Genomic DNA, 26,438 nt, shown 5'->3' on the forward strand with positions numbered 1-26,438 from the left:
CAAAAGGATGTACTGAAGCATGGGTGAGGGTTCAACGCATCTCAACAAATCTCTAAGCACATTCCATCTATGGGGTATTGCTGTTGGTCTGGTTATTTCCGGGGAGTATTTTGGCTGGAGCTATGGCTGGGGTACCGCTGGAACTTTAGGGTTTTTGGTGGCCACAGTTTTTGTGGCGATTATGTACACGGCTTTTATCTTCAGTTTTACAGAACTTACCTGTGCCATCCCGCATGCTGGTGGCCCATTTGCTTATAGTTTTCGTGCATTGGGGCGTTGGGGTGGTTTGTTAGCAGGGCTTGCCACGCTGGTTGAATTTATTTTTGCACCCCCAGCCATTGCGTTGGCTATTGGCGCGTACCTGAATGTGCAGTTTCCAAACCTCTCCCCTAAAGTTGCGGCGTTGGGGGCGTATTTGGTGTTTATGACACTAAATATTGTGGGGGTGCATATTGCTGCTACATTTGAACTGTTTGTAACAATAGCTGCCATTATAGAGCTTCTTGTGTTTATGGGGGTCGTGGCACCAGCTTTTTCATGGCATAACTTTCTGCAGAATGGCTGGGGCGTTGCACCGCATTTTGGCTGGACAGCTATGGGCGGTATTTTTGCAGCCATTCCATTTGCTATCTGGTTTTTTCTGGCCATTGAAGGCGTGGCTATGGCAGCAGAAGAAGCAAAAGATCCGCGCCGTTCCATTCCCATCGCTTATATTGCAGGTGTGCTTACGCTTGTTTCATTGGCATTTGGTGTCATGCTTTTTGCTGGTGGTGTGGGGGATTGGCATACGCTTGCCAATTTGAATGATCCTTTGCCACAAGCCATGAAGGCCGTTGTGGGCAGCAACAGCGGATGGTTGCACATGTTGGTGTGGCTGGGGCTGTTTGGTTTGGTTGCCTCCTTGCATGGTATTATCATGGGGTATGGCCGGCAGATATTTGCATTGGCGCGTGCAGGGTTCTTGCCTGCTGTGTTGGGCAAGTTGCATCCACGTTTCAAAACGCCTTATACGGCCACGCTGGCTGGTGGCAGTATCGGGATTGCAGCTATCTTTTCGGATGACATTATCTCTATCAATGGGCAGTCTTTAACGGCCACATTGGTTACAATGTCTGTGTTTGGCGCTTTGACTATGTATCTGCTGAGTATGATCAGCTTGTTTCGTTTGCGCCTGAAAGAACCTGCTTTGTCTCGCCCCTATCGGGCGCCGTTGTATCCGGTTTTGCCAGCTATTGCGTTGCTTGGTGCCATTATTTCGCTTATGGCGGTTATTTATTATAATCTTACAATATTTTTCATATATGTTGGGTTTATCGCGGTTATTACATGTCTTTTCATGGCGTTTTCGCGCAAATCACAACCAGATATTTAATGATACTAGAGATTATATAATAAAGCATTGCTGGATTAGATTTTATTAGCCTTTTACTATTGTGTTATAACGTTTGAGTATACTCAGGCGTTATAACACATTTTATTTTTAATCACTTTATCCTTGCGTAAATTGAGAATGTATAATGCATCTCAAGCCTTGCATGTGGTGTCATGCAAAGGCATATAATCACGTAGAAGTGATCATGACACGACAAGATACAGACTGCTATGCCGGAAGTTCCTAGAGCTCGGTAGGATTGTTGCGTTTCAGGCAAGCCAGATATGAATATAGTGTTTGACAAGCCGCAAATTTGTGCAAGAAACAGGACTAAAATGATCTTGTTTATGCGGTTTTGAATTGCATTCTGAATGGCTTGCATTGTTCAGGTAAAATATGTGGTTTTTTGCAGGTACAGGGTGAGTAAGATGTTATTTTAAAACAGTATCTGCAGATGTTGGAGCAACGATTATTTCAAAATTTCTTAAAAGGATTCCCTGATGAAGCGGGAAGTCAGTAGTCTAACCCATGCTGCTGTTGTGGGTGTGCTTATAGGGCTGTCAGGATGCGATCAAAAGGCATCTGCCCCTGAAATGCCGCCGCAAAGTGTGCAGATTCAGGTTATGAAAAAGCAGTCTGTTGCGGTGCATACCTCTCTTCCCGGTCGTACGGATGCTTTTGAAATTGCACAGGTTCGCCCGCAGGTTACAGGTGTTATTGAAAAACGGTTGTTCCGCGAAGGTGCGGATGTTGTTGCAGGCCAACAACTGTACCAGATTGATCCTTCACGTTATAAAGCGGTGTATGACACAGCTCGTGGGCAGTTGGCAGAAGCTCAGGCTGCCGAGGTTACAGCGCGCGCCAAACTGAACCGCTACCGTGGGCTTGTGCAGTCTCATGCTATTAGCCAGCAGGACTATGATGATGCCCTGGCAGCGGAAAAGGAAGCCCAAGGGCGTATCCTAAACGCGCAGGGGCAGGTAGAAAGCGCACAGGTAAATCTGGGCTATACAAAAATGTATGCGCCTATTTCTGGCCGGATCAGCCGTACGCTGATAACCGTTGGTGCGTTGGTTACCGCAAACCAGACAGATAATACGGCCATTATCACGCGGCTGGACCCCATATATGTTGACGTTAACCTGCCTGCCATCACGCTGTTGCGCCTTAAGCGTGAACTGGCGGAAGGGCGTATTCAACGGCAGGAAGATGGTAAGGTTCCGGTACAGGTTACGCTAGAAGATGGCTCTGTATATGAACACACAGGCCAGATGGCGCTTTCTGAAGTAAACGTGGATACGGCTACGGCCACTGTTATCGTACGCGCTATTATGCCCAACCCAGATAAGCTGTTGCTCCCCGGTATGTACGTACACGCCCAGTTGGATGAGGGTGTGGACCCCGGAGCGCTTGTTGTGCCGCAAGATGCCGTAACCCGTAATACACATGGGGACCCGCAGGTGTGGGTGGTGAAACCCGATAACACGGTCGATTTACGCCAGATCACCACGGGGCAAACCGTTGGCACCAATTGGATTGTGACATCCGGGCTAAAGGAAGGCGAACGTATTGTTGTGGAAGGGCTGCAGAAAGTAACGCCCGGAGCCAAGGTTGATCCGCACGAAGAGGCATCTCAGCCCGCAGCCAAAGCCACCAGCCCCGTAGATCAGAACTCTCAAAAGAGCCAGTAACCAGCATGAGCCTTTCACGCTTCTTTATTGATCGGCCAATTTTTGCGTGGGTGATCAGTCTTATTATTATGCTGGTTGGGGGGCTGTCTATTTTTCGGCTGCCTATTTCCCAGTACCCCAGCATTGCGCCGCCGCAAATTGCCATCAGTGTAACGTATCCGGGTGCTTCGGCCGATACGGTGAACGATACTGTTGTGCGCCCGATCTTGCAGCAGATGTTCGGGCTGGATCATCTGGAATATATTTCTGCGCAGTCTTACGCATCGGGCCAGATGGAAATTGATCTGACCTTTGCGCAGGGGACAGATCCAGACATTGCTCAGGTGCAGGTTCAGAACAAGCTCCAGCTTGCCCAGCCAAAATTGCCAACAGAAGTGACTGCTCAGGGTTTGAGCATTACCAAGGCGGTTAAGAACTTCATGCTTGTGGTGGCCTTTATTTCCACCGATGGCAGCATGAATGGTGGCGATATTGCAGATTATGTGGCGTCTAATATTTCCGACCCGCTCAGCCGTGTTTCCGGTGTGGGTGATCATACGCTGTTTGGGTCTGAATACTCCATGCGTATCTGGATGGATCCGGCCAAGCTGTTCAACTATGGCCTGACCGTAAGAGATGTTGAAACCGCCATTCAGAACCAAAATATCCAGCTTTCATCGGGTGAGCTTGGTGGTTTGCCTGCAACCAAAGGTATTCGGCTGGATGCCACTATTATTGGTCCGCAGCGTCTGACATCTCCAGAAGAGTTTGAAAGAATTCTGCTGAAAGTGCAGCCCGATGGTTCTCAGGTGCGTATCCGGGATATTGCCAAGGTTGAACTTGGGCCGCAGACCTACAACACCAACTCCTATTATAATAACATGCCTGCTTCTGGCATGGCGCTTAAGCTGGCACCGGGTGCAAACCAGATTGCAACAGAAGCCGCAGTGCGTGCCCAGTTGCATGAGCTGGAACAGTTTTTCCCGCCGGGTTTGAAAACCGTTTACCCGCTGGATACCGAGCCGTTTATTACCCTTTCTATTGGGGAGGTGGTTGAAACGCTGCTGGAAGCCATTGGCCTTGTCTTTTTGGTTATGCTGGTGTTTTTGCAGAACTTCCGCGCCACGCTTATTCCCACCATTGCGGTGCCTGTTGTGCTGCTGGGTACGTTCGGGCTGCTGAATCTTTTGGGCTATTCCATCAACACACTTACCATGCTGGCCATGGTGCTGGCTGTTGGCCTGCTGGTGGATGATGCCATTGTGGTGGTGGAAAACGTTGAACGTGTGATGACGGAAAAGCAGCTTTCCCCGCGTGAGGCTGCCCGTGTTTCCATGGATGAAATCTCTGGCGCGCTTGTAGGTATTGTGCTGGTTCTGTCGGCTGTTTTCCTGCCTATGGCTGCATTTTCTGGTTCTGTCGGGGTTATTTATCGGCAGTTTTCTATCACCATTGTTGCGGCCATGTGGCTTTCTGTGCTGGTGGCGATGGTGCTTACGCCAGCCCTGTGCGCCACTATGCTCAAACCCGGTCAGCATGAAAAAACTAAAGGTCTGGCTGGGTGGTTTAATCGCCATTTTACAAGGCTGACCAATGGTTATCTTGGGGGTGTAAACTACCTTCTGCGGCATTTTATGCTCACAATGGGGGCTTTTGTTCTTATTACAGCGGCTGTGGTTGTTCTGTTTCTCCGGGTTCCCGGTGGCTTTTTGCCGGATGAAGATCAGGGGCTCATTTTTGGGCAGATCACCATGCCGCCCAATGCCCCCATGGAAAAAACAGCCGAGATCAATCATGCTGTTGCAGACTATATTCTTAAGACGGAAGCAGATTCTGTTGAATCCGTTTATTCTGTAAACGGGTTTAACTTTGCCGGGCAGGGCCAGAACTCTGGCGCGTTCTTTATCCGTTTGAAGGATTGGTCTGTCCGCCCGAAAGCATCCCAGTCTTCTGCTGCAATTGCCATGCGGATTATGATGCACTTTTGGGGCAGCCCTAAAGCACAGATTCTGGCCTTTAACCCGCCAGCGGTTCTGGAATTGGGGAACGCAACAGGGTTTGACCTTGAGTTGGAAGACCGTGCGCATCTAGGCCACCAAAAATTGCTGGAAGCCCGTAACATGGTGCTGGGCCTGGCTGCCCAGGACCCCAGCCTGTTGGCTGTGCGCCCGAATGGTATGGAAGATGCTGGCCAGTACCATCTGGATATTGACCGGGAAAAAGCAAACGCTCTTGGTGTGACTATTGATGATATCAATACCACTATTGAAGGGGCACTGGGCTCTATTTACGTCAACCAGTTTACGCGCAATGACCGTGTAAAGCAGGTATATATCCAAGGTGTTGCCAGTTCCCGTATGCAGCCGCAGGATCTGGACAAATGGTATATCCGAAACTTCACGAACACGTTGGTGCCGCTGAATGCTTTTGTAAGCGCCCACTGGATTTCTGGTCCGCAGAAGGTTGAAAACTATAATAGCTTCAACGCTTTTGAAATTCTGGGCCAACCGGCTGCGGGTTATAGCTCTGGCCAGGCGCTGGCGACAATTACCAATATCCTGAAAAAACTGCCCGCAGGCATCGGGTATGAATGGACGGGTCTCTCTTTTGAGCAGAATGCGTCTGGGTCTTCTACAGGGCCACTTTATGCTCTGGCCATGATTGTTATTCTACTGTGTCTGGCAGCATTATACGAAAGTTGGGCCATTCCGCTGGCGGTTCTGCTGGTTATTCCGCTGGGGGTTGTTGGCGCAATTATTGCAACATTAATGCGCGGCTTAGCGAACGACGTCTATTTCCAGGTGGGGCTGCTTACAACAGTTGGGCTGGCAGTTAAGAACGCCATTCTGATTGTTGAATTTGCCAAAATGGGCTTTGAGCAAGGCAAAACCTTGGAAGAGGCTGTTCTAACGGCTGCGCGGGAACGCCTGCGCCCCATTTTGATGACATCCATTGCCTTTGTGGTGGGGGTATTTCCACTGGCTATTGCATCAGGGGCAGGGTCTGCCGCGCGTGTTGCTATTGGCACGGCTGTAGTGGGTGGTATGGCTTCGGCAACGTTGCTGGCTGTTTATTTTGTGCCTGTGTTCTTTGTGGTTGTTCTTCGGCTTTTCAAGGTGAAGCGCATCAACGAACGCACAGATCCGCATGCCCAGATTATGAATTCTGACGGACACGAGTAAAATTATGACGCATTTTTCCGCATCCCGTCAGTCGCGCCTGTATCGTCAAGTTGCATGTCTTGCAGTGGCTGCCGGGCTTTTGGGTGGCTGCACCATGATACCCAAATACAAGCGGCCACAACCGCCGCTTGCACAAACATGGGCAGATTATCAGCACACAGATAATACCATGCTGCAAAAGGCCGCATCTGATATTGGCTGGCGAGACTTCTTTATAGACCCGCGTTTGCAGCAGTTGATTACCATTGCCCTGCGTGAAAACAGAGATATCCGGCAGGCGGCGGCCAGCATTGTAGAAGCGCAGGGGCGTTATGATATCCAGCATGCAGGCTTGTTTCCCAGCATTGGGGCAACTGGTGGGCCAATGTATCAGGCTCCATCTGATGCCGCGGGTTTGAGCTTTGCGCCTGGTTTGGATTCAGCCCAAACAGGTACGGGTATGGCGCGTAATCCGTTCCGTTTTTATCAGGGTGGTATTGGGTTTTCGGCTTACGAAATTGATATTTTTGGCCGCATCCGTTCCCTTAGCCGAGAAGCAGCAGAAGAAACACTGGCCCAGCAGGAAAACTTTAGGGGGGTGACCATCAGCATTATTGCGCAGGTTGCCAACGCATATATTGCGTGGTTGGGTGATAAGCAGGATGTTATACTTGCGCAAAATACGTTGGGAAGCCAGCAAGGCACATTGCAGCTTATCCACGATAAATATAACCACGGGGAAGCTGATCTGCTGACTGTCAGGCAGGCAGAAACGCAGGTTGCACAAAGTGCTGGCCTGTTGGCTGATTCTCAAAGAAAGGTGGAGCAGGATGAAAACCTTATCAGCTTGCTGATAGGGGCGCCCATTCCTGCTGATTTGCCGCCGCCTTCCAATTTGGGGCAGCAAACTGTTCTGGCGGATGTGCCTGCTGGTTTACCATCAGATTTGCTGAACCGCCGACCTGATATTGTGCAGGCTGAACATGATCTGTTGTCTGCGCAGGCAGATATTGGTGCAGCGCGTGCCGCGTTTTTCCCGCGTATTACACTTACGGCCAGTGATGGTATTTCCAGCTTGCAGTTTCATAAACTGTTTACATCTGCGGCAACCACTTGGGGGGTGAACCCAAACATTCAAATTCCTTTGTGGACGTGGGGGCAGAATTCAGGGAACCTGAAAGCCTCTAAAGCGCGCCGGGATAGCAAAATTACAGCCTACGAAAAAACAGTGCAGACAGCATTCCGAGAAGTTGCTGATGCGCTGGCTGGAAGAAAGGCGTATCTGGATGAGCAGAAGGAAGTAGATGCTTTGGTAAATGCTTCTGGGGATGCGTATCGTCTTGCAAAGATGCGTTATGAAGCAGGGATCGATTCCTACTTAACAACGCTGGAATCGCAGAGGGCCTATTTGCAAGCACAGCAAAATCAAATTTCGGTAGATGTATCCAGATATCAGAATCTGGTCACGCTTTATCGTTCACTTGGTGGTGGCTGGAAAGAAAAAGGGTAATTGGATATTTGCAAAAATAGCAAATAAAAAGCCGCCCCAAAGGGCGGCTTTTTACAGCATCAAATGCAGCTTAAAGCAATTAGATTGCTTTAATGCTTACTGCAGATGTCTTGCCGTTACGGCCGGCTTCGAGCTCGTAAGAGACCTGCTGGCCTTCGGTAAGGGTATGCATACCGGCGCGCTCAAGCTCAGAGATATGAACGAACGCGTCCTGTCCCCCATTGTCCGGCTGAATGAAACCAAAACCCTTTGTAGGGTTAAACCATTTTACGGTGCCTGTTGCCATAACAAGGCTCCTTTTTCACAACAGCGGTCGTGTACAAAATACACACGAAATCATAACTTTTAAGGAGAAAAACTGACGCAACATGCGCCGATGACTCAGATAAAAGCATCCGCTTGCGCTATCAATGTGCGTAAACCAAAAGGAATGCAAGGATAAACTGATGAGCATCAAAAATTAAATCATTATTTCCATGCCAACACACTGTAGAATAACACTTTTCAGTATTTTTATTTTTAAATTTATAAAGTTAAACAAAGCCGCTGCATAAAAATTAAGGTGATGATTATTTATTGTTTCAGGATGGTAGATGGGGTAGGCGGTCATTCCTGATATAAACGGAAGATCCCGCAGGCACTTGTGTATAGTCTGTGTGCAGAATATCAACCACGCAGGGCATGAACTTTTTGGGGTCATGCACGCCCCAGATAACCCAGCTATCAAAATAAATGGCTGGAGGCTTATCTTTAGGTAAATCAGTACATAAATCACGATCATACCCGTGCCACGGGTGGGCGGCGTAATCGGCTTCCCACGGGAGATACGCATGATATTTCTTTATGGGTAACCTGTGGGCCAGAAGATACGCATCAGGATTATAAGGGACAGCTAAAATTCGTTCATCGGGACGTGTATAAGCACGAATGGTTTTGGCAAAATCAACAGAGTCATCTTGTGTCAGATGCCACTCAGTGGCACGCCTTTGTGCCAATGTTTGCCCCCAAGGAGAGGAAAGGGCGTGTTGGGAGGAGAAGAATATTCCGCCAATGCTACCGAATGCTAAGAACGATAAAATATTAGGACAGTTTTTTAAACAGGCTGTGGCCATTAAGCTTGCCAAACCAAACGCAGCCATAAGAAAAGCCCCGTTTTGAAAACCATCCATTCCCCGGATCTGAAGCGTCATCAGACCACAAATAGCCAGAAGGGCACAAACCTTATAGGTGCTTTTCCAAACAAGAAGAAAACTACCAAAACCGATGGTGATGACAGCCAGTGTTTCTATAATGCGGTCAGGCGCAAAGGAAAGTGCCATGCCGTGTAGAAAGGCATCCATGCCAAAGGGAATGTAATGTGCATACCATCTCTGATTGGCGATAATATGAAAAGCAATCATGCCACCTATATCGCCATAGACGGCGAGCCATAATGTCATGACCAAACAGGCACAAAGGCACCCCAGAGTGACCCATTTTAGAGTTTCTTTGTAAGCTGAGCGATTAAATGCCCAGATCAGGCACGGGGTGGCGTAAAATAAAACAGCGAGTGGGCCAAACGCATAGGCTGCGAAGGGTAAAAGTGCCGTGGCAAAGCCTCCGCAAAAAGCCTGAGGCTCAGATACAGGTTTATTCAGGCAAAGTGGCACCACAAAAGTAGCCATGCTGATAACAGTTAATGCACCGCCAATGGGCCAATAACTATCCAGATGCAGGCCTTGCACGGTCCAGACAGACGCAATTCCTCCCACCCACATGGCGGTTGCCAGATAACGCTGCCAATTAAAAGTAAAAAGAGGCGTACAAAAAATGGCCAGCCCGGCAAGGCTGGCCATTAGTGTAGAAACAAGCCGGAAAACCCAAAGGTGCGAAACACCAGCAACAGGCCCCAGTATCCATGAGAGCATGAAAACCAGAGGTCCATGCGCATCAATATAGTCTCGATAAAGCCGGTCACCATGTTGCATGGCGAGAACACCCAGAAAGTGCCCAGATTCATCGCTGAAAGGCAGGCCGCCAAAGCCTTCTATATTTCTGAATATGAAAAAACTGATACATACGGAAAATAGAACCAGCGGAACTATCAGTCTTTTGGTAACACGCATGTTGGTTCTATTTTCCGTGCGTTTGATTGTACGGAAAAGAGTATCAGAACTCCGCAGAGAAAGTGAAGTGATAAACACGTGGCAGGCCAGCATACAAGCTGGATGCTGCGCCAGATGTGCCACTTGGTGCGCCGGTATAAACCGAGGCCCAGTAGCGTTCATTAGTAGCGTTACTCACCCCAAAACGTACAACCCATGGAAATTGTGCCACATGAAATGCATAGCGCGTACCCAGATCCAACGTGGTGTAGGACCCGGTATGGAGTGTGTTGGTAACGTTAGCTGCGCGATTGCCCATGTAATGCACATTGGCATTGAAGGCCCAACCAGAGGCAAATGACCCCATGGAAGCCGGCAAGCGATAATCCAGCAACATGTTAGCCTGCAAAGGTGCTGCGCCAACAATTTCCTTATTATTAAGTGAGGAAGATGCTGCGTGCACTAGTTCTGCATCCAGCCAGGTCATGCCAGCAAGTACAGAAAGGTTAGGCAGCACTTCGCCAGAAATCTGGGCTTCTATACCATAGTTGCGCTGTGTGCCGCCGTATTGATAGGTCTGGCAATTTGTCATGGCTGCGCAACCTGCATCCGGGTTTTTTGCGGCCACATACATTGCGTATGGTGATGTCATACGGAAACCGGCAACGTTAAACTGCATTGTTTTGTAACGCAGTTTGTAGCCCACTTCATATTCTTCAGAATGGGCAATGGGCAGCGCCATGTTTGTGTTGGTGTAGCTTGCACTATTAGGGGTAACAGGCCCTGCTTCAACAGAACGACCATAAGTAAAATAGATGGTCTGGTTATCTGTTGGTTTGTACATCACGCTGGCTGTGGGGCTAAAAGCTGCTGATGTATCAAAAGTTTTTCTGAGAGGGCTTTTGGAGTTAAGCGCACTTTCCTGATTGATCCAGCTCCAGGCAAGTGTGCCCATAACAGACCAATGTTTGTTGATGCGCATGGTGTCACCCACAATAAAAGACTGGCTAGTGACACTGCTGGATTTATAACGCCCATGATAATAAGGCTGTGTGCCGCTGGAAGGGGAGGGGCCGGAGAGATTATATACCCCTAAGTTCTGTGCGCTTGTAACTGCACCTGTGGGGTTATAATTCCCCATCATGTAACCGTTGGTGCCAATCACCAGATCATGCTGCAAGGGCCCGGTGTGAACACGGCCGTTAAAATAGGCCATGTTACTGCCAACACGGAAATCATTCGCCGTGGTTGTGGCAGTTGCTTTGGAACTGAACCAGCCATTGCTACCAGTTAGGCCACCGCAGGTTTTGCTGCCATCACACAATGTATCAGCCACACCAAAGGATTGTCTGGCGGCATCCTGATACAAACCACCCAGTGTGAAGCTCCAATCTTTGTTGATCTGGTGCTTGATTTTGGCAAGAAACGTATTGGTTTCCATATTGTAGCCGCTCCATTCAGGAGCCAGACGTTTGCTCAGATCCGGTGCTTCGGGCAGTTTATCTCTGCCCACTCCGGTTGCTAGAATACCAAAACCGGGAGCAGTACCGCGCTGGTCAAAAGTGTAGTGGCTGGCATCAATTTCGATAACCGTCTTGTCATCAAGGTGGATATCAAAATCACCGCTGACCATTTCGCGGCGAACCATGCTGCCTTGCGTATAAGCGGTGCCGTTGGCATGCAGCATGTTCAGGCGGTAACCAAACCAGCCATTCCGCCCCAAACGACCAGAAATGTCACCATTAACTGTTGGTGTGCCGATGGAATCTACACCAACAGAAAGGCGTTCTGTACGCCGATCTGTTGGGCGTTTGAGGGTATATTCAAAAACACCGGCTGGGTTTTCTGGCCCATACATTGCGCCTGCCAAGCCGTTCAGAACTTGCAGGTTGTCTACCCATTCTGCCGCATAAGGTGTGGTGGCAACAACGTTTAGCCCATCAAGACGAGAGTTGGAGATGACATCGGCCTCAAACCCACGAGATTGTGGGCGAGATGTGTTGGGATCACCCCGAACTTCCAACTGCACGGAAGGGAGATATTGCGCCATGTCATTGAGGTTGCGGATCTGTTGGTTCACCACAACATCGTGCGGAACACCCATGACAGAATAGGGCGTATCCAAAGTATCTCGGTTACCTAATGGGCCAAGATAAACAATCTTGTTCATATATTTGGCGGCAGTGCCATCTGCGGCATGATGGCCATGAACATTCACAGTCTCACCATTGGAGCCATCCAGTATCCCTGCAATAGGGGCGGCGGTGGCTTGTTTTTTTGGTGCTGCTGTTTTTATAGCAGCTTGTTTGCTGCTTGCATGCGGCTTTGTAGGATCAGGCGTTGCAGCCAGTGCCGAGGTTGTCAACAAAAGGGCGCTAAACGTTCCAGCGGCGCAAAAAGTATGAAAACGATCGTGCATAGATTCTGGCAGGTCCGGGTTTAAAGTAAAAAACAAGGGGTGAGTTTCTTTTGCCGGGCCGGATGTCAGCTTGTCTATATATATTGGTACATAAATCTGTATATGAATGAATATGGATGGAGAGTGATGCTAAAATAATACAGTTATGCTGAATGGACTGCAGAGCGATAAGATGCGCAGCGAGCGCTTGAGTAACGCTAGAAACAAAGGCTCTACCTACAAAAGGTAGAGCCTGCTTAAAATAAGTATTGTATTGACATATTAGGCAGAACGTTTGGTATCTGCTTTATTCTGATGATTAACTAAAAAGGTTCTGCTGCGCGAATATTTATGGACAGAATGCCAATAGTGCAGTGGGATAAGTTACCTTGCCAGAGTCAGTGCAGCGTTACCATTGATCCATGCGCAATCAGTCCAATTTGTATCGTGCCAGCCTTCTGGTTTTTGGGCCTGAAGGTGAGACGTGATTTTATGCTGATGTTTGGTAGAAAGGAAATGTACGTTTCCCACAGCAATACCCATTAAACGACGGTTATTTACAACGGTTCAAAACATCTCCATCTTTTATACCGTCCAGCACAATCCCATCTGAATTGCCAGCAGGTGCGCCGTTAAAACCAGAAATGACCAAACCCGTATTTGTATGACCATCCATAATAATGGTGCTGCCAGCATCGGAATAGATGGATGCTTTGCTACCAGTTAACAAAGTTACGGTGCTGCTTAACTGGCTGTCACTTCCAATGCTTAATGATGCATCGTTTTGAATGGTGATTGCCCTACCGTTTTTAGCGGTTGGGTTAGTGATTGTAGCGCCCGCATTGGCATATTCATGACTACCATCACTTATAGTGGCACTAATAGAGCTTCTTCCTGCAGAAACAGCTTCAAAGGCAGTGGTGCTGCTTACAATGGTATTGGTTGTTGTGTTTGCCAGAGATGTATTGGAAGCAAAGTCATAACCTCTGTTATTAAATGTAATATTCTGAAGTGTACCGCCTGAAACGTTTACACCACTATTCCCGTTTGTAAGGTTGTTTCCGGTGCTAGTAATATCTGTGGCAGAACTCCATCATAGAGATTAATAAACCCGCTTGTGTTGAGGTGAAGGCCAGAAATGCTGCCGCCAGAAACAGTTATGATGTCACTTTGTATGGAACTACTAAAAACTTTTCCATCATCGTAAACTATCGCATAACCGCTTATAATTTTAGTATCGGCAGCAACATAACCACCAGCAGAAATATGAATATATCCACCACTTGCTAGCGTTGCGGAGGTTAAGTTGCCGCTATCATCAACAATAATCCCACCACTGCCATGTGTTGCATTCACAGCCGTGACATTGCCGCCAGACAGGTAATGAGACCGCTCTAGGTTGTTGTATCAGTCAGTTCACCGTCTGTATGGACATCAACAGCACCGGCAGAAAGAGTTGTATCCGAAGCAGACCCAGAAAGATTCATGGTAACATAAGGTTCTTTTAAAGTTGCTGATATACTTGTGCCGCCAGAGGAGGCGAGAATATTCTCACCTGTTGTTGCTGATGTAAACGAGGTTGATCCAACAGTTTCAAGCGTGCCGCCAGATATGAGTGCGCTAATGGCGGCCCCATTACTATAAACATGTTATATCCCTCGGCCTCAGCAGTAACACCGCTGGCAGTGCTGCCGTTCTGCTCAGTGTTGCTGCTGTCACCACCAATGGTAGTACTTTGAGAAGTATATGAAATGATCGTTATTTTTTATGAACAATGGGTTTTATTGTTTCAATAACTTGTTTCGCCGTAATAAGGCGCGTGCATTCAAACTGGCGCGGCGTGTTGGCATGCCGTGGGCACCATAAAAAATCATGGTGATCAAAACGCTCTTTCGGGTCATTCCAGCAAGAATTACAGGTGTGCCAGTTGATGATACGGAAAGGCGTTTCAAATTCGGTTGTCGGGTGGCTAAAGCCAGCAATCATGACCACAGGGGTTCCGGTAGACCATGCCAGCCAAGATAAGCCAGAGCCAAGCCCGATAAAAAACTCTGCATGTTTCAGCCAGCGCGCACGTTCTGTGAGAGGGCGACTACCGGTTTGGTCTTCTGCTTCATATGGAATATGGTTCCAGACAATACCAGTACCATGTACGGTTTTCTGATCAATACAGATCACCCGATATCCTTGGGCTTTCAGCCATTTAATAACTTCATCCCATCCCGTCGGATTGTTCCAGTATTTGCATTGAGATGATGCTTGAGCGGCAATACAGACATAAGGTTCCTCAATAGGGCGTCCTTCATCTGGAAAGCTGATTTTTGCAGGTTCTTCTTTGGGACTAACCCCAAGAATATAGGCTGCCGTTTTATGTAGTCCCACCAAACGGAAGTCGGAAGGTTGCCAATCACAAGTGGCATCATCAAAAAAGAGGCCTAGATAATAAGTTGCGTAAGCCTGCTCTGTAAGTTTTTTTGTTCGTACATCATCATGCGTAACAAAATTGATGTGTGGGTAGGCATTTTGAAATAATGGAATCAGGAGTTCGGACATGGCGCATGTTACCTGCGCTTGCCGCGTTTCCGCAAAACGTGCGGCATAGGGTACCCATGCCAACGTATCTCCCAATGTTCCGACAGGGAATATGATAAGAACCTGCTTATTTTTTGAATCGTAAGCGTGGGAAAAAACCTGCGTGCTGGTAACTTTTCCGTCTTCTGCTGTAACATCCTGCCAGACAGTGATGCCAAACCGCACGTACCAGCGCTTGGATGAACGAACGAGCGCTTGGCTCAAGCCCGTCTGTGCAAACAAAATATTTCCGGTATCCAGATCTGCGAGTTCAATACGCCAAGTCCCTTCCGTTTCTCCCAACAAAGGGAGGTGAACGCGGCACCCCTCGTTAAAATCAAACCGAATATTCTTTGGCGCTTGCTGTGTGGGAAGCGCGGCAGCTGTGGGATATGGGGCCCCTTGTATTGTCTTGGACTGATTAGCTTGAGTGCTGGTTGCCGTTGTCTGATCAGTCATGTTTTATACCACCAATAAAGAATGTTTGACTATTTTTGTCTTGGAAATGCACATGTGTTTTCATTTTCTAAACCATCGAATTGCGCGAGGATAAAACCCTGCCTATTGAGTTGTTAACTAATTACGGGACAAACTTATAACATTTATTTATGTTAGCGCAATCGAAACATAAATATTCATAAAAATTTTGCGCAATTGATAGGGGTTAAACAAAGAACTCCCATGTATTTTTAAGCTCAGGACTCATTCTTTGATAGGGAATGATAAAACTTGTTGCGAGTGGATGCCAGACAAGAATGTATAAACTCAGTGATCATATCGTGTTGCAACATGTTGCTAGTTTTTCAGCTTTGCGAATATGCTTTTGGTATTAAGGTTGCATGCTGACTCAGAAAGCACGCGCCAGAAAGATGGCGCGTGCAATTTTTTCAACGTGTATTAATGCATATAGAAAAATATATTTTATTATATATAAGTATTTGAAAATATTACATTTAATTTTGAATTTACTGGACGCTACGTACTTGATCATCAAGGATAGTTGTACGCTTTTGAGGGGAGATTCCTATTTCAGGACACATCTTACGCTGTTCTATACTGCGTACGGATGCCAGGCGTGTTTGTAAAGTGTTTAGTCCCATTTCGGTAGAATCTTCTCGAAGAGGCTTACCTGCTGGGGTTAAGGTCATACCTTTCATAACACCTATACCTGGTATTGGATCAAGTTTTACAAAAAATCCTTTGTCTTCTTCTGCATTTCCGTTTTCTATATCGGTTTCTTCCTTGTGCTGTAGCGCATCAACTTTGTCTGAAAGTTTCACATCTTCTACAAAGAGGTGCCGACAATCTAGACTTTCCAACGCAGGCTCTACGGCCCATGCAGTATTCCCAATGATACTGATAGTTAGAGCAGCAGCAGCGCTTACTACTCGTTGCTTTAGGTTTAGCATTTTCCTATCTCCCAGAAGTTCATTTTGAACCATCCATGATATAATTTACCTTTATTAGGCGCAGTGATTAGTACTGAAATTGCATTCCCAGTAAGAAAGCATTGGACGCGTGCGTGCCCATGGGTTTGTACCTGACATAGTCAAAGGTAAAACGAAGGTTATGGCCATCCAGAACATAGTTTGCGCCAGTATCAAATTGGGTGGTTTTAGGATGGCCAGGGCCGTACATATCTTTTTTATAGCGAAATTGCTGGTATCGTACCAAAGGCTGTAACCGGCCCCAGCCTAGTGTGTAAGGAATAAGGTAAGCGGTGCTGGCCAGAAAAGCCGTACCATTGTTGATACCTCCAACATTCCCATAATCTGCAGAACGTTGGTGATAACCTGCGGCAATATCTTTTACGCCATCCGTATAATACTGATAGTAGGCACCTTCTAAAGTATAAACACCATAGCGTGCATCGGGGCCAATTCGTTTTTCAAATAGGCCATCAATATTCCAGGCTTTATAATCGCCTTTTTGTTGTGCTGTACCTACACCATCCGTTTCGTACTGGCCTGCTAGGCCAATAGCAAGGATGTCAGCTTTTCCATAATAAGTACTGGCTGTGTAGTAGGCGGGTGATGGTTCGGGATCAAGGAAGTTGTATTCTAAGCGACTGGCAAACAAAGGATGCTCACCATAGTTGGAGGCATCGCGCTGCCAGTTATGACCGCGATAGACACCGGCCACATAGCGAAAATGATTTTTTAGAAGTCTGCCCCAAACGGCCAGCCCATCATCACGGCCAGACCAGGCTCCAGGGTATTGAGCAACAATGGGGAAGGCATATGTACTAAGGAAGTATGGTCCATCAAGGTTGGAGCGATCACTTGGGGTGAGCATACGACCGCCCCAAACATTGAATGCTTTCCAGGGTTCAATCTGCAAAATACCATCAAGAACGTTCCAGTTTCCGTCACGCAATCGTTCAAGATTGACGGTTGTTTTAACATATTTATGGAACTGTGCTCCCATATAAATACGTAAGTTGCTTGCGCTGGCGGCACTTGAATTGCTTGGTGTTGCATTCGGATCTTTTGATAGGTACTGCGCTTTGACGCCAACTCCAAGCGTAAAAAACTGATCCTTGCCAAAATTTACCGTGACTGCAGCATGTGCATATTGTGAGGTTATGGCTCCCAAAATGAAGCAGGTAGAAAGGATGCGACTAGAGCGAGAAAGATGTATCGTCCAATTTTTCGAAAACCTTGAACTGACCGTAATCATGCGTTCCCTCCTTTATCCGAGGTTCACTGTTGGGTTACATTTATAACATTACGATAACGAACCTAAATTTTTGCATGCGTGAAATGACTTATTCCAATGAGGTAAATCAGTTTTGAAAATTTTCTGGAAAACGGACAGTAAAATAATAAAATTTAAAAATTCCTTATAAAACAAAATACAATCAATATTTTTGTTAAATTTATTTTGCAAAAATTTTGTATGTTTTGTTTTTAAATATAAAATTTTCATTTTCTGTACGTCAAACAACGTATGGGCCAAAAGCCATATTATATCGGACGATCATGAAGCGGGTTTGAGGAATATATGCCTCCAAACCACATACCACCGAACCTAAATAGGTTTTCGACACAAAGTATGGGAGAGATTCATGGGAAGCACCGGCAGTGTGAGTGCGTGGGAAGAAGCCCTTCTTGTTGCATTGATTCAATATCCGGTCCCGGTCATTAAAGGTCCTGAAGATATTCAGACACAGGTTGACCAGATCTGTCGTGCGGTTGATTCAACCAAGGCAGGGTATCCGGATCTCGACCTTATAGTTTTTCCTGAGTATTCAACGCAGGGTCTCAATACGGCAATCTGGACTTATGATGAGATGTTGCTGACCCTCGAAAGTGAAGAAATTACTCGTTTTAAAGAGGCATGCCGTAGGAACGCTGTATGGGGTGTATTTTCTCTGATGGAGAAAAACGAGAATCCTTCATTACCTCCTTATAATACAGCCATTATTATTAATGCTGAGGGTGAAATTGCCTTACATTATCGTAAGCTACAACCATGGGTACCGATTGAGCCTTGGTCTCCAGGTAATTTGGGAATGCCTGTGTGTGAAGGCCCTAAAGGATCGCGGTTGGCTGTATGCATCTGTCACGATGGTATGTTTCCAGAACTAGCGCGTGAAGCTGCTTATAAAGGAGCTAATGTTTATATCCGTATTTCTGGATATTCGACACAGGTCAATGATCAGTGGGTTTGGACTAATAAAACAAATGCCTGGCAGAATCTTATGTACACCATGTCTGTCAATTTGGCTGGGTATGACAACGTATTTTATTATTTTGGTGAAGGCACAATCTGTAATTATGATGGCAATGTGATCCAACAAGGGCATCGCAACCCATGGGAAATTGTCACGGCGGAATTGTTCCCTCGTTTGGTAGATAAAGCACGTGAAAACTGGGCACTAGAAAACAATATATTTAATCTTGGATGTCGTGCTTATGTTGGAAAACCTGGAGGAGAGAAAGAAAATTACCTCACATGGGTAAGAGATCTTGCTGCAGGAGAATATAAGCTTCCATGGGATAATAAGGTTCGTATTCGAGATGGGTGGAAATACTATCCTGATGGCGTAAAACTTGGTCCAATGCCAAAATAGTTTTTGATAATAACCACCTGTTAAATAAGGCAGGTGGTTGTTTTTTATCTACACCAGAAGGGCTTGAAGAACACGTGCGGTTGCAGATGCACGGTTTTCAACCCCTATTTTTACGTAAGCTTGTTCAAGATGTTTATTAACTGTTCTGTGGCTGATAGAAAGTATTTCTGCAATATCCCGATTGGTTTTGCCTTTTGAAATCCAGAATAGAACTTCTGCTTCTCGCGCTGTTAGATTAAGGCGTTTTTGTAATGAAGCAATCTCATTCCCTTCTTTAGAAACAGTTAGACGTATAAGAAATTCTTCCGGTTCTGGTTGTCCCATAAAAATAAGATTTACATTTATATTCTTACTTTTATTTGGATGTTTATAGCATACTTCTGCTATGGTGGGTTCTATTTGGCAATGCTGATACCAGTGTAAGATATCTTCAGGAAGATATGAGCTCTCTGCGATGAGGGTATCGTCCAGAATCAGGGGAACTTGTGGCGTAAACCATAAGATTTTCCCTTGTTTGTTTACAGCTAGAAAATGGCGCCCGGAAAAATCAATTGCTCGGTAGATAGATCTTGTGGTGCGAGCGTTTTTAAGGTGAGTTTGAACACGAGCTAGAAGTTCAGGCGGTTGTATAGGTTTGATGATATAATCAACGCTGCCAACATCAAAAGCCTGTACAATATGTTTTTGCTCAGAAAGACCAGTCATGAATATGACAGGAATATCACATAGCGCTGGCATCTGTTTCATTTGTGTGCACATTTCAAAACCATTTGTTTCTGGCATAAGAGCATCCAAAAGCACTAGATCAACATCTACATCTAAAAGTATGGAAAGGGCATTCTTGGCAGATTGCGAAACAAGAGTAGTGAAGCCAGAATTTTCCAATATATTCATTATAAGAGAAAGATTTTCTGGGCTGTCATCTACAACAAGAACAATGCCGTTCATGATATTTCCTTATAATCTTCTAGAAATTTTTGCAATTTTTGCATTTGCGATCGGTAAGCCATATCGCGAATAAGCTGAGCATCAACGGAATCATCTATTTTATCAAGAAGACGTATGATTCCGGCAACATGTCCAATTCGAGATAAGCGACGTAATTCTGCAAGATGGTTATCTGGTAATCTATGAAGAGATGTAGCCGAGGGTTTTGTTGGCTTTGGAGACGGTTTTATAGCACTGAGTGCTTGGTTTATAAGAAGAAGCAGATCTGGAATTGAAACAGGTTTGGAAAGAATGCTATTGCAAAGTCCTTCTCGGTTGTTACCTAAGCGCGTTTGTTCATCAGCAGAAATAACAAAGATAGTAGAATCATGGTTTATACTGTTCCGTAAATGACGTGCTAATTCCCATCCATTCATTTCGGGCATGTTGATATCAATAAGGAAAATATCGATCCGAACATGTTTTGCAATATCAAGGCATTCTTGCGCACTTGCTGCAGAGTAAACTAAAAACCCAAAAGGCTCTAGGGCCTGTTAGATCTTGAATTTCTTCCCATATTGTAGGGATGGAAGAAGGAGACAGAACAGGCACCTTTACGGACGAGACATGGGCGATCTGGGAACCTCTGATTGAGGAGGTTCGCCCGAGGGGCAAGACGCCGCCACATGATCTGCGGCGGACGATAGCAGCGATTTTCTGGCGTCATGAGAATGGCGCGAAATGGCGGAGTATCCCCGCTGAACTGGGTCCGTGGTGGCGGGCTGCGCAGCTTTTCATCCGCTGGGCGAAGCTCGGCGTATGGGAGCGGCTGCTCGCACTGGTTCAGGAACAACAGGGAGTGGCATTCGGAATGACTTTTCTGGATGGCACAAACATCAGGGCTCACCACAAAGCGGCGGGAGCCCAAAAAAAGGGGCCTCTTTCGAAGAGCGAGACCATCGTGAAGCACTTGGCCGCTCTCGCGGTGGCTATGGCACAAAAGTCTGCGTGATCGCTGATGGACATGGAAAAGCCTTCGGTTTTGCGCTGGCCCCTGGACAGGCTCATGAACTGCCTCTGGCACCAGCCATGCTCGACAGCCTTCCCGCCACTCCCCTGTGGGTAGTAGCGGACAAGGGCTACGCGTCGAACGCCATGCGTGAACGGATATGGGACATGGGAGCACGGCCAGCCATTCCTGCGAAACGACGCGATGGCCCGGTCGCCTGCCCCAAATGGGCCTATCGGTGTCGGCATCTCGTTGAGAACCTCTGGGCTCGCCTCAAGGAGTGGCGCGCTGTCGCAACCAGATATGAAAAAACAGCAACGTCGTTCCTCGCGGTCATCCACATCGCTGCCGCAGCAGACTGGATCAAGCTCTAACAGGCCCTAGAACATCATTTATCATTCCGCGATGAATACTATCATCATCAACAACAAAAACAGATGGGCGCTTACTACCTTCATGTATTTGAACATTATATGCAGGCGCCGGGCTTTCCTTTGATTCTGTTTGTGCGAGCATTAGCCGCACGCGGCAAGTTGTGCCCAGTCCAACCTGGCTTTTGATTGTGAGTTCACCTCCTAAAATCTGTACAAGAAGGCGAGTTATAGTTAAACCAAGCCCGGTTCCCTGAATGCTTTGTGAAGCAGGGTGAGAACTGCGCTGGAAGGGTTCGTGAATACGTTCTATGTCAGTTGCGGGTATTCCTATCCCTGTATCTTGTATCTCAAAAATTGCAATTTCCATGTTCCATCTGACGGAAAATGACACAGATCCACTTGGTGTAAATTTGATAGCATTGGAAAGAAGATTAATTAAAATTTGTCGGAGTCTTCTTTGATCTGTCATAACGTATTCAGGCAGATCATCTGGAATATGCTCAATAAATAGCAGTTTTTTTTGATTGACCTGAAAACGAAGCATTTCAGTAAGATGTTTTAGAAATTCTCGAAAATTAATTTTTTCGCGCAGAATCTCCATACGACCCGCTTCTATTTTTGAAATATCAAATAAACCTTCAATCAGACCACTTAAATGTTCTGTGCTTCGTTGTATAACTTTTAATCCTTCATTTTGTTTTTCAGGCGTGAGCATTTTATTTTCTAGAAGGTAAGCATAACCCATGATGGAGTTGAGAGGTGTACGGATTTCGTGACTAACACCTACCATAAATCGACTTTTTGAAAGATTAGCTGATTCAGCACGTTCTTTAGCTTTTTTTAATTCCTGATCCGTGCGTTTGTGCGCATGTATTTCTCTCATAAGAAGACGTGTTTGAAATCTATTTTCATCTTCTGCGGCACGATAACTGCGTTGGCTGAGTACCAGAAACCATGCAATGACGGTTAAAGGTGCACTGAGCAAAAAGAATGTTTTCCAGAAAATAATGTAAAGCTGGTTGGGTACAATGTGTGGAATTTTTAAAATGTTTATATAAATGCTGTATAAAATAATACCTGTGCAAAAAATAAGTATCGAAAAAATAATAAAATAACGACCTAAAATACCAGATACTTGGTTAGCAATAAATTTAGGGAATATACTGTAGGTTACTTTTTTTATTTGCCCTGAAAGATGTGCTGTTTCTGCTTTGCATGCATCGCGACAACGGGAGTCCAACGTGCAACACAACGAGCAGATAAACCCCGTATAGACAGGACAGAAGGCTATATCTTCCTGTTCAAAAGAGTTTTTGCAAATCACGCACACACAATGAACTTTGTCGCCTTGAAGAGAGAGGGGAGGGCGTGCCAGATAATAACGTCCTTCGGTCAACCATCCGATAAAAGGCGCCAGACAAAAGGAGGTTGTTAACCCGATAAATGGGGAAAAAGCTGATAATGTGTCACCAAATAGCCCCGTGTAACTTGCTGCGGCTATAACAAGGCCGCCTGTCATGCTTCCCATACCTACAGGGTTGATGTCGTAAAGATAGGCGCGGCGAAATTCGATTCCTGCTGGGCTAAAACCAAGTGGTTTATTGATGATGAGGTCTGATGTAAGTGCACCTATCCACGAGGCTGCAATTGTTGAATGGAGGAACAGCATATGCACAATGGTGCTATATACATCCATTTCCATCAAAAGTAGGCCCAGCCCGACATTGAATACCACCCACACAATGCGCCCGGGGTGGCTATGAGTCATGCGGGAAAAGAAATTGGACCATGCAATAGATCCTGCGTAAGCATTTGTAATATTAATTTTTAGCTGTGACAGCACAATGAACAGAATGGTCAGTACGAGCGCAAGGCCATGAACCGATGTTACCTGCTGAAAGGCAAGGAGATACATGGTTGTAGGTTGTTGTGCTTCTACTGGGAGCACGCCATGGATAATAGCAATCCACGCTAGAAACATACCTGCAAGGATTTTCAACCCACCGGGGAATATCCAGCCCGCACCGCATGTAAGGAGTACGCCCCACCATGTCCATTTCTGGTACGTCTGTTTAGGCACGGGAAGAAAGCGAAGAAAATCTACTTGTTCACCGATTTGGGTAATCACAGAAAATATGATCGACAGAGCCCCTCCAATTCCGGCTAATTCCAAAACAGGAAGTTCACGCGTGCCTGCGTAATGTATCCAATTTGTTATAGGTACAGGTTGCTTCCAGGCAATAACCAAGAGAGGGAGTAGCTGAAGAGTAAGCCATGGTACAACAGTCCATCTCTGAAAGCGGCTTATAAGAGTAAAACCTTTGGCAACTATCGGAATGATAACGAGTGCTGAAAATATGTAACCTAGCCAAAGGGGGATATTGAGGCACATTTTGAGTATGTCGGAGAGTATCGCGCCTTCTATGGCAAAAAATATAAAAGTGAATGACGCATAGATAAGAGAGGTAAGAGTTGAACCAATGTAACCGAAGCCAGCACCACGTGTAAGTAGATCAAGATCTATGCCATAGCGTGAGGAATAGTAGCTGATAGGGAGGCTTAATAGGAAAATCAGCGCAATACCCAACAGCAGTGCTAGGCAGGCGTTTGGAAAGCCATATTTTAAAAAGACGATACCTCCAATCATTTCGAGGGCAAGAAAAGAAACACCCCCAAAGGCTGTATTCGCGACACTTAAAGGAGACCATCGCCGTGCTGCTTCGGGCGTGAAGCGCAAGGCATAATCTTCCATTGTTTCATCCGCGACCCAGCGGTTGTAGGTGCGGCGTGATCTGATGATTCGCTGATGTGGGAACATGCGTCTCCCCACGATACTATGAGAGCTTCTGCTAGAGTGTGGACCAAAAATCTGTCGAATGTATAGTAAATAACGATTCCGAAATGAAAAGAGTCTTTTAGACCCATTGTTGTACGTTAATCGACGTATGGCGAACGCGTGCCTACTTTCCGACAGTCAGGTTGTTGTCACGGAGTGTATCGACACTCGCAGCCAAGGTGGTAGGTCTTATGCCTGACAAGAAAATTGATCTTTTGAAGCAACAAGCCAGCCGTCGTCAGATGCTTGCTGGTCTTTCAGCTCTTTCACTCACTCCTCTTCTATCTCGTCTTGCATATGCAGATGTTCCATCGACTGCCGCAGTGAATACGACGGGGCTAGCCGTTACCGATGATACTGTCACAGTTGGAATTCTACATTCTATCACAGGCACCATGGCGCTGAGCGAGATCGGGTCTGTTGAAGCAGAGAAGTTGGCCATTGCGCAGATTAATGAAAGTGGCGGCGTTCTCGGCCGAAAAATCAACTTCATTCAGGAAGATGGCGCCAGTGACTGGCCAACGTTTGCCGAAAAAGCGCGTAAACTTCTTGAAAATGACAAATGCGCATCTGTCTTTGGGTGCTGGACATCTGCATCACGCAAAGCTGTGTTACCTGTATTCGAACAGTACAATGGGCTGCTTTATTACCCGACATTTTATGAAGGACTCGAGCAGTCACGTAACGTGATCTATACCGGACAGGAGGCTACACAGCAGATTCTTGCGGGCCTTGACTGGATCAGTAAGGAGAAGAACGCGAAAACATATTATCTCCTCGGGTCTGATTATATTTGGCCCCGAACAGCGAATAAAATAGCGCGCAAGCATATTGAGAATCACCTTAAGGGATCCCGTGTGGTGGGTGAAGAATACTTCCCGCTGGGGGACTCTCAATTCAACTCCGTCATCAATAAAATTAAGCTCATGAAGCCAGATGTGATCTATGCGATCATTGTTGGTGGTTCAAATGTGGCCTTTTACAAGCAACTTAAGGCCGCAGGTCTGGATCTATCCAAACACAACCTGATGACCATTTCCGTTACAGAAGATGAAATACTTGGCATTGGAGGTGAAAATATAGCAGGCGCTTACGCATGCATGAAGTACTTCCAGAGCATTGATACTCCTGACAACAAAAAATTTGTTGCGGCTTTCAAAAAAATGTGGGGCGAAAAAAGTGTCATTGGGGATGTTACACAAGCAGCTTATCTGGGGCCATGGCTATGGAAACTTACAGTAGAAAAGGCCGGAACTTTCGATATCAGTAAGGTGATTGACGCATCTCCGGGTATTGAATTCAAGAATGCTCCAGAAGGTTATGTGCGGATTCATAAAAATCATCATCTGTGGAGTAAAACACTGGTTGGGCGTGCCCGCACAGATGGTCAGTTCGATGTAATTTATGAAACACCAGAACTCATGGAGCCGAACCCGTTCCCCGTTGGATATCAATAAACTGCGTGGGCACTGAGCGTTCATTTGGTTTTTCTTTCTCCCCTCATCAGGAGATACTTGGTTATGCTTTCGGGATATTCATTCAATGACCTGGCATCCATTTTTGTTATGCAAAGCTTTGCTGGGCTCATCTTGTTTTCAGTTTTTCTCCTGATGGCATTGGGTCTGGCCATCGTTTTTGGTCAGATGGGTGTGATCAATATGGCTCATGGGGAGTTCATGATCCTCGGGGCTTACACAACTTACGTCTGTTCCTATGTTTTTGCGCAATGGGCGCCAGCACTGTTTGGGCTATATTTTTTTGTTGCCGTGGTTCTTGCATTTATTGTTGCTGGTATATCTGGGATGTTTCTGGAATGGTTATTAATACGTTTTCTTTATAAAAGACCGCTGGATACACTTCTTGCTACATGGGGCGTTAGTTTGATTTTGCAGCAAGTCTTTCGGTCAACATTTGGTGCCCGTGAAGTAGGGGTAACGCTTCCTGACTGGATGATGGGGTCATGGAATCTCAGTGATACTATTCAGATTCCTATCAATGGTATGATTGTCATTGCGATTACATTTCTAATTACCGGTGCAATCTATGCTCTGCTTTATAAATCAGGCTGGGGTAAGCAGGTACGTGCAGTCATGCAAAATCGGACAATGGCTGGTAATGTCGGCATTAATACCGAACGGGTTGATCGTTTTACTTTCGGTTTAGGTTGTGGAGTTGCCGGTGTTGCGGGTTCGGCTTTTACCATGATTGGGTCCACAAGCCCTACGGCAGGCCAGCAATATATTGTGGATACATTTTTGGTTGTTGCATTTGGAGGTACTGAAAGTCTGGGGGGGACAATTGCGTCTTCATTCAGTATTTCTCAAGCACGTTCTATCCTTGAGTTTTTCCTTAATGGCTCCATGGCGCAAGTGCTTGTTCTGCTTACTGTCATAGGTATTCTCATGCTGCGTCCACAGGGTCTGTTCGCCCTTAAAGTCCGTCGTTAGGAGA

19 protein-coding genes are annotated in these 26,438 nt (G+C 46.3%); 8 read left to right on the top strand and 11 right to left on the bottom strand.

What is annotated here, in order from left to right; all coding sequences use genetic code 11:
* Positions 1-19 precede the first annotated feature (19 nt).
* The 4 genes from eat (at position 20) to DS739_RS00790 (ending at position 7,713) form a co-directional block, all read left to right on the top strand.
* A complete protein-coding gene (gene eat / locus DS739_RS00775; protein ID WP_006116720.1) occupies positions 20-1,372 on the top strand; it encodes an ethanolamine permease in 1,353 nt (450 codons plus the stop codon).
* 500 nt (positions 1,373-1,872) lie between these two features.
* Positions 1,873-3,063, top strand: coding sequence for an efflux RND transporter periplasmic adaptor subunit (locus tag DS739_RS00780; protein WP_006116721.1), 1,191 nt, complete (start codon positions 1,873-1,875; stop codon positions 3,061-3,063).
* A gap of 5 nt (positions 3,064-3,068) precedes the next feature.
* Positions 3,069-6,224: an efflux RND transporter permease subunit gene (locus tag DS739_RS00785; RefSeq protein WP_006116722.1), complete on the top strand. Its 3,156-nt coding sequence runs from the start codon at positions 3,069-3,071 to the stop codon at positions 6,222-6,224.
* Between the two features lie 4 nt (positions 6,225-6,228).
* Entirely contained in the window at positions 6,229-7,713 is a 1,485-nt protein-coding gene (locus DS739_RS00790) for an efflux transporter outer membrane subunit (protein WP_006116723.1), read from the top strand.
* Between the two features lie 79 nt (positions 7,714-7,792).
* On the opposite strand, the gene DS739_RS00795 is transcribed toward DS739_RS00790, so the two are convergent.
* From DS739_RS00795 to DS739_RS00825, 8 genes are all read right to left on the bottom strand, one after another.
* The gene (locus DS739_RS00795) at positions 7,793-7,999 is read right to left on the bottom strand and encodes a cold-shock protein (protein WP_003623691.1); all 207 of its coding nucleotides are present in this window, start codon (positions 7,997-7,999) and stop codon (positions 7,793-7,795) included.
* A gap of 295 nt (positions 8,000-8,294) precedes the next feature.
* Entirely contained in the window at positions 8,295-9,818 is a 1,524-nt protein-coding gene (locus tag DS739_RS00800; protein ID WP_035353941.1) for a hypothetical protein, read from the bottom strand.
* A 43-nt stretch (positions 9,819-9,861) separates the two neighbouring features.
* Positions 9,862-12,216 (bottom strand): TonB-dependent siderophore receptor, encoded by a 2,355-nt coding sequence (locus DS739_RS00805; RefSeq protein WP_035353938.1) that lies wholly within the window; start codon positions 12,214-12,216, stop codon positions 9,862-9,864.
* Positions 12,217-12,748: 532 nt separating this feature from the next.
* Positions 12,749-12,925 carry a hypothetical protein gene (locus DS739_RS14365; protein ID WP_006116725.1) on the bottom strand — a complete coding sequence of 59 codons (177 nt, stop codon included), beginning with the start codon at positions 12,923-12,925 and terminating at the stop codon, positions 12,749-12,751.
* Positions 12,926-13,224: 299 nt separating this feature from the next.
* Positions 13,225-13,551, bottom strand: a complete 327-nt coding sequence (locus DS739_RS14370; RefSeq protein WP_006116726.1) for a hypothetical protein — start codon at positions 13,549-13,551, stop codon at positions 13,225-13,227.
* A 402-nt stretch (positions 13,552-13,953) separates the two neighbouring features.
* A complete protein-coding gene (locus DS739_RS00815) occupies positions 13,954-15,225 on the bottom strand; it encodes an autotransporter strand-loop-strand O-heptosyltransferase (protein WP_006116727.1) in 1,272 nt (423 codons plus the stop codon).
* 506 nt (positions 15,226-15,731) lie between these two features.
* Complete coding sequence (locus tag DS739_RS00820; protein WP_035352509.1) at positions 15,732-16,175, bottom strand: hypothetical protein; 444 nt, start codon at positions 16,173-16,175, stop codon at positions 15,732-15,734.
* A gap of 67 nt (positions 16,176-16,242) precedes the next feature.
* The gene (locus DS739_RS00825) at positions 16,243-17,445 is read right to left on the bottom strand and encodes a hypothetical protein (protein WP_006116729.1); all 1,203 of its coding nucleotides are present in this window, start codon (positions 17,443-17,445) and stop codon (positions 16,243-16,245) included.
* A 388-nt stretch (positions 17,446-17,833) separates the two neighbouring features.
* Between DS739_RS00825 and DS739_RS00835 the strand changes: the two genes are divergently transcribed.
* Positions 17,834-18,841, top strand: a complete 1,008-nt coding sequence (locus tag DS739_RS00835; protein ID WP_006116730.1) for a formamidase — start codon at positions 17,834-17,836, stop codon at positions 18,839-18,841.
* Positions 18,842-18,889: 48 nt separating this feature from the next.
* On the opposite strand, the gene DS739_RS00840 is transcribed toward DS739_RS00835, so the two are convergent.
* Both DS739_RS00840 and DS739_RS00845 read right to left on the bottom strand, forming a co-directional pair.
* Positions 18,890-19,789, bottom strand: coding sequence for a DNA-binding response regulator (locus tag DS739_RS00840; RefSeq protein WP_006116731.1), 900 nt, complete (start codon positions 19,787-19,789; stop codon positions 18,890-18,892).
* Positions 19,786-20,259, bottom strand: a complete 474-nt coding sequence (locus DS739_RS00845) for a response regulator (RefSeq protein WP_081461455.1) — start codon at positions 20,257-20,259, stop codon at positions 19,786-19,788. The genes DS739_RS00840 and DS739_RS00845 overlap by 4 nt, the downstream gene beginning before the upstream one ends.
* Before the next feature lie 95 nt (positions 20,260-20,354).
* Between DS739_RS00845 and DS739_RS00850 the strand changes: the two genes are divergently transcribed.
* Positions 20,355-21,151 (top strand): IS5 family transposase gene (locus tag DS739_RS00850; RefSeq protein ID WP_197051022.1). Its coding sequence is split into 2 segments (ribosomal slippage): positions 20,355-20,694 and positions 20,694-21,151, totalling 798 coding nucleotides; the frame shifts between segments, so codons are not numbered across the junction.
* Here the strand turns inward: DS739_RS00850 and DS739_RS00855 are convergent.
* The gene (locus DS739_RS00855) at positions 21,141-23,969 is read right to left on the bottom strand and encodes an ATP-binding protein (RefSeq protein WP_039891859.1); all 2,829 of its coding nucleotides are present in this window, start codon (positions 23,967-23,969) and stop codon (positions 21,141-21,143) included. The genes DS739_RS00850 and DS739_RS00855 overlap by 11 nt on opposite strands.
* A gap of 260 nt (positions 23,970-24,229) precedes the next feature.
* Here DS739_RS00855 and urtA point away from each other — a divergent pair, with 260 nt between their 5' ends.
* Both urtA and urtB read left to right on the top strand, forming a co-directional pair.
* Positions 24,230-25,444 (top strand): urea ABC transporter substrate-binding protein, encoded by a 1,215-nt coding sequence (gene urtA, locus DS739_RS00860; protein ID WP_089179863.1) that lies wholly within the window; start codon positions 24,230-24,232, stop codon positions 25,442-25,444.
* 63 nt (positions 25,445-25,507) lie between these two features.
* The gene (gene urtB / locus DS739_RS00865; RefSeq protein WP_035352482.1) at positions 25,508-26,434 is read left to right on the top strand and encodes an urea ABC transporter permease subunit UrtB; all 927 of its coding nucleotides are present in this window, start codon (positions 25,508-25,510) and stop codon (positions 26,432-26,434) included.
* Positions 26,435-26,438 lie beyond the last annotated feature (4 nt).

It is taken from the genome of Acetobacter sp. JWB, assembly GCF_003323795.1.
GTDB classification, from domain to species: Bacteria; Pseudomonadota; Alphaproteobacteria; order Acetobacterales; family Acetobacteraceae; genus Acetobacter; species Acetobacter oryzifermentans.

What these genes read in the sequence shown, in the direction of transcription:
- DS739_RS00785 (WP_006116722.1), top strand. Translation starts at nt 3,069, where the DNA reads ATGAGCCTTTCACGCTTCTTTATTGATCGGCCAATTTTTGCGTGGGTG.
- DS739_RS00805 (WP_035353938.1), bottom strand. Translation starts at nt 12,216, where the DNA reads ATGCACGATCGTTTTCATACTTTTTGCGCCGCTGGAACGTTTAGCGCC.
- DS739_RS00825 (WP_006116729.1), bottom strand. Translation starts at nt 17,445, where the DNA reads ATGATTACGGTCAGTTCAAGGTTTTCGAAAAATTGGACGATACATCTT.
- urtA (WP_089179863.1), top strand. Translation starts at nt 24,230, where the DNA reads ATGCTTGCTGGTCTTTCAGCTCTTTCACTCACTCCTCTTCTATCTCGT.
- DS739_RS00800 (WP_035353941.1), bottom strand. Translation starts at nt 9,818, where the DNA reads ATGCGTGTTACCAAAAGACTGATAGTTCCGCTGGTTCTATTTTCCGTA.
- urtB (WP_035352482.1), top strand. Translation starts at nt 25,508, where the DNA reads ATGCTTTCGGGATATTCATTCAATGACCTGGCATCCATTTTTGTTATG.
- DS739_RS00815 (WP_006116727.1), bottom strand. Translation starts at nt 15,225, where the DNA reads ATGACTGATCAGACAACGGCAACCAGCACTCAAGCTAATCAGTCCAAG.
- DS739_RS00795 (WP_003623691.1), bottom strand. Translation starts at nt 7,999, where the DNA reads ATGGCAACAGGCACCGTAAAATGGTTTAACCCTACAAAGGGTTTTGGT.
- DS739_RS00780 (WP_006116721.1), top strand. Translation starts at nt 1,873, where the DNA reads ATGAAGCGGGAAGTCAGTAGTCTAACCCATGCTGCTGTTGTGGGTGTG.
- DS739_RS00790 (WP_006116723.1), top strand. Translation starts at nt 6,229, where the DNA reads ATGACGCATTTTTCCGCATCCCGTCAGTCGCGCCTGTATCGTCAAGTT.
- DS739_RS00820 (WP_035352509.1), bottom strand. Translation starts at nt 16,175, where the DNA reads ATGCTAAACCTAAAGCAACGAGTAGTAAGCGCTGCTGCTGCTCTAACT.
- DS739_RS00835 (WP_006116730.1), top strand. Translation starts at nt 17,834, where the DNA reads ATGGGAAGCACCGGCAGTGTGAGTGCGTGGGAAGAAGCCCTTCTTGTT.
- DS739_RS00855 (WP_039891859.1), bottom strand. Translation starts at nt 23,969, where the DNA reads ATGTTCCCACATCAGCGAATCATCAGATCACGCCGCACCTACAACCGC.
- eat (WP_006116720.1), top strand. Translation starts at nt 20, where the DNA reads ATGGGTGAGGGTTCAACGCATCTCAACAAATCTCTAAGCACATTCCAT.
- DS739_RS00840 (WP_006116731.1), bottom strand. Translation starts at nt 19,789, where the DNA reads ATGAACGGCATTGTTCTTGTTGTAGATGACAGCCCAGAAAATCTTTCT.